Source organism: Clavibacter lycopersici (genome assembly GCF_003576405.1).
Lineage (GTDB): Bacteria > Actinomycetota > Actinomycetes > Actinomycetales > Microbacteriaceae > Clavibacter > Clavibacter lycopersici.
In genome coordinates, this window is sequence record NZ_QWGT01000265.1 from 1 (window position 1) to 3,534 (window position 3,534).

The following is a 3,534-nucleotide window of genomic DNA, read 5'->3' on the forward strand; positions in this document are numbered from 1 at the left end:
GCGCGCCCGCGACCGCCGCCGCGCCCGCGCGGACGACCCCGGCGCCGGATCCACCACGGCCTTCACCGCCACAGCCACCGCCACCCGCGCCGACCACGACCACCCGCACCCCCACGACCACGACCACGACCACGACGCCCCGCGCCCCGCCCGCGCCACCCCCACGGGCCTCCGCACCGGCCTCGCGACGGGCCTCGCCCTCGTGCTCCTCCTGCTCGCCCTCCGCGCCGCCTCCCCCGCGCTCGGCGACAGCCTGCTGCCCGACCGGCTCCAGGACCTGGTCACCCTCAGCGTCAGCGTCATCGTCGAGTCGCTGCCGTTCGTGATCCTCGGCATCGTGCTCTCGATCGTCGTGCAGGTGTGGGTGCCGCCGGGCGTCATCGAGCGCCGCCTCCCGCGCAACCCGTTCGCCCGCCGCGCGTGCATCTCGTTCCTCGGCATGGCGCTGCCCGTCTGCGAGTGCGGCAACGTGCCGCTGGCACGCGGCCTCGTGGTGCGCGGGTTCACGGTGCCGGAGTCGATCACGTTCCTGCTGGCGGCGCCGATCCTCAACCCGATCACCATCATCACGACGCACGCGGCGTTCGGCTGGGACGGCTGGATCCTCGTGGCCCGTCTGGTCGGCGGCTTCCTCATCGCGAACGTCGTCGGCTGGCTGTTCAGCCTCCACCCCGAGCCCGACCGGCTCCTCACCGACGAGTTCCGCGCCGAGTGCGCCCTCCCCGACACGCACGCCCACGGCGGCGCCCGCGTCCGGAAGTCGATCTCGCTGTTCGGCCGCGAGGCGACGACGATCATGCCGGCCCTCGTCATCGGATCCCTGCTGGCCGGCCTGATCCAGGTCGCGGTGCCGCGCGAGGTGCTCGTCACGCTCGGCGGCAGCCCGATCCTGTCGGTGCTCGCGCTGATGCTGCTCGCGTTCGTCGTCTCGGTCTGCTCGAACGTGGACGCGTTCTTCGTGCTCTCGTTCGGATCCGTGTTCCTGCCCGGCGGCATCGTCGCGTTCCTCGTGTTCGGGCCGGTCATCGACGTGAAGATGCTCGCGCTCATGCGCACCACCTACTCGACCCGCACGCTCGTGATGATCACCTCGGTCGTCGCGCTGATCAGCCTCGCGCTGGGATGGGGTGTCAATGCCATCGCCTGACGACCGGGAGCCCCGCGACCGGACCGCGTCCACCCGTCGCCGTCGCGCCGCGGGCGGCCGCGCCTCCTCCACCGTGGGCCTCGTGCTCCTCGCGGCCTGCATCGTCTCGACGCTGTGGCTCACGATCACCGGCCAGCTCGGCCTCTACATCCACCCGCGCTACTTCGTGTTCACCGGGATCATGGCGGTCGTCGGCCTCGTCGCGACCGTGGCCGGCTTCGCGCTCCGGCCCGCCGAGGCGGCGGAGGAGCACGACCACGACCACGGATCCGCCGCGCTGGGTGACCTCGCCGCGGAGCCCGCCGCCGGCCGCGCCCCCCTCCGCGCCCGCGCCTCCCGCGTGGCCGTCGCCGCCGTCGTGACCATCACGGTGGTCGCCGTCCTCGTCCTCCCGCCGCGCACGCTGACGAACAGCACCGTGACGCAGCGCGCCCTCAACTCGAGCTCGGTCGCGTCCGACGCGGCGCCCGACCAGGAGCTCCTCGGCACGAGCGACTTCTCCACGCTGAGCGTCAAGGACTGGTCGCAGCTGCTCGCGCAGACCACGGATCCGACCTTCTTCACCTCGAAGTCGGTCGACATCACGGGGTTCGTGAGCGCGGACCCCGACGACCCGGACGACGTCTTCTACGTCACCCGCTTCGTGGTCACGTGCTGCGCCGTCGACGCGCAGCCCGTCGGCGTGCCCGTGTACCAGCCGGGCTGGAAGTCCACGCTGCAGACCGACGAGTGGGTCGAGGTCACGGGACCGTTCGCGTCGAACCCGAGCGCCAAGAGCCGACAGCCGCTCGCCGTCATGCCGCAGACGGTGACGCCCGTCGACCAGCCCGCCGACCCCTACGTCTACTGAGCCGCCCGTGACCGACGCCCCCGCATCCCGGCGCGCCTTCCGCCGGGCGTTCACCGCCGTGATCCTCGTGCTCGTCCTCGCCTGCGGCGGGCTGCTCGCGGTCGCCGGCAGCCAGGGGCCGCGGCTCGTGCGCACGGACGTGGATCCGCTCGCCGTCGTGCAGCAGTCCCGCCAGCGGATCGTGCTCGCGGCCAACCGGCCGATCCAGCCCGTCGACGCCTCGCGCATCCGGATGGAGCCCGGCGCCGACTTCACCGTCGACACGCAGGCCGACCGCATCATCATCGACCTCACGCGCCCGCTCGCCTACGACGCCGACTACACGGTCGCGATCGACGGCGTCCAGGGCATCGGCGGCGGGCCCGCGTCGGACCTCCGCACGGCGTTCCGCACGGGCGACCCCGGCATGTACGTGCTCGTCCGCGGCGGCGAGCAGCAGGACGACCGCATCGTGCGGCAGAGCGTGGCCGGCACCGGCACCGGCGGCGGCGCGAGCGACGCCGTGTTCGAGGCCACGAAGATCCAGGAGTACGCGGTCGTCGGGAACTCCCTCGTCGTGGCGATCCTCCAGGACGACGGCACGAACGGCCTCGTGCTCGCGGCCCTCGACGGATCCGGCCAGGTCGACCTGCCGCTCCCCGGCCGCGGCACGTTCCAGGACCTCCACGCCGAGGACACCGGCACCACGGTCGGCTTCCGCTTCACGAGCGCGGACGGCGGGCCGTACGCCGACACGCTCATGGTCGACGACGTCGGGGCCGGCGCCGCGCCGACGCCCGTGCTCGGCCTCGACGGACAGCCGCTCAGCGCGCAGGCCTGGGGATTCGTGCCGGGCCGGCCGCAGCTGGTCGCGCACGGGCAGGACGGCGACCTCTCCCTCGTGACGGTCGACGGATCCTCCCCCATCGTCCCGCTCGGCCGCCACGGGACGCTCGGTCCGTTCTCGGCGGACGGCACCCGCCTCGCGGTCACGGACCCCGGCTCGACCACCGAGATCGACCTGCGCACGGCCCAGCAGACGCAGCTCCCCACTGAGACCGGCGGCGCCGACCTGCAGTACGACGGCGCCATCTCGTTCGTGCCCGGCGACGACGGCGCGGTGCTCCGCGTGCGCACGGCGCTGGATCCCGCGACCGGCACCGCGACGCAGCGCCTCGTGGTCGTGCGCGACGGCCGGGCGACCGACGTCTACGTCCCGGCGGATCCCGCGACGCGCATCACGGGCCTCTCCGTCACCCCGAACGGCCGCTTCGCGCTGCTCGAGACGGTTCCCGACCCCGCGCGCGGTGCGAGCGACGACTACCCCAGGAACCCGCGCGACACGACCGTGACCACGCTCCTCGTCGAGCTCGCCACGGGCACGGTGACCCGCAGCGTCGCGGGCTTCGAGGTCACGATCGGCTGAGGCTCCTGGCGGACCGCGCCGGTCGGCGCCGTCCCGTCACGCTGCGTCGGCCGCGGCGGTGCGCCGGACGGCGACGACGGTCACGTCGTCGGGGAGCGTGCCCGCCGGCGCCAGCCCCGTGATGGCGGCGAC

3 protein-coding genes are annotated in these 3,534 nt (G+C 73.9%); all 3 read left to right on the forward strand.

Features of this window, described 5'->3' with window-relative positions; all coding sequences use genetic code 11:
• Positions 1–253: 253 nt before the first annotated feature.
• Genes DZG00_RS13540 through DZG00_RS13550 form a run of 3 tightly spaced genes read left to right on the forward strand, consistent with a single transcriptional unit; the run spans position 254 to position 3,402 of the window.
• Entirely contained in the window at positions 254–1,147 is an 894-nt protein-coding gene (locus DZG00_RS13540; protein WP_119382835.1) for a permease, read from the forward strand.
• On the forward strand, positions 1,134–1,997 hold the full coding sequence (locus DZG00_RS13545; RefSeq protein WP_233549150.1) for a TIGR03943 family putative permease subunit: 864 nt from the start codon (positions 1,134–1,136) through the stop codon (positions 1,995–1,997). The genes DZG00_RS13540 and DZG00_RS13545 overlap by 14 nt, the downstream gene beginning before the upstream one ends.
• A gap of 7 nt (positions 1,998–2,004) precedes the next feature.
• Complete coding sequence (locus DZG00_RS13550; protein ID WP_119382833.1) at positions 2,005–3,402, forward strand: hypothetical protein; 1,398 nt, start codon at positions 2,005–2,007, stop codon at positions 3,400–3,402.
• The last annotated feature ends 132 nt before the right edge of the window (positions 3,403–3,534 follow it).

Bases quoted from the DNA above. Each gene is read 5' to 3' on its own strand.
- DZG00_RS13545 (WP_233549150.1), top strand. From the start codon at position 1,134: ATGCCATCGCCTGACGACCGGGAGCCCCGCGACCGGACCGCGTCCACC.